Source organism: Aeromonas sp. ZOR0001, assembly GCF_000801015.1.
In the GTDB taxonomy this organism is placed as follows: Bacteria; Pseudomonadota; Gammaproteobacteria; order Enterobacterales; family Aeromonadaceae; genus Aeromonas; species Aeromonas veronii.
In genome coordinates, this window is record NZ_JRJY01000016.1 from 1 (window position 1) to 268 (window position 268).

General features: G+C 50.4%; 1 pseudogene. It reads right to left on the reverse strand.

Features of this window, described 5'->3' with window-relative positions:
- Nucleotides 1–131: 131 nt before the first annotated feature.
- Nucleotides 132–242, reverse strand: a pseudogene (locus L972_RS20470) (gamma carbonic anhydrase family protein); the annotation flags it as partial.
- Nucleotides 243–268 lie beyond the last annotated feature (26 nt).

Below are 268 nucleotides of genomic sequence, written 5' to 3' on the forward strand. Positions count from 1 at the left end.
CCTCAACTGCCTCAACTGCCTCAACTGCCTCAACTGCCTCAACTCATCGTTTAACTTCTTCTATTCTATATAGGAGGTAAGCGTTGTTCCTGAACCTGGCGAAATGGTGAATTGCCTATTCATTTCATTCGAGCATCGTGAGCCAGCTCGATATCGCCCACCAGTGTCGCGCAGGGGTCTACATACACCCGTTTGCCCAGTTGCGGGCGTTTTCCCTTATAGGATCTCAGTCGCAAGTCCATCTTGGCCTCCTTGTTTTCGGCCATTC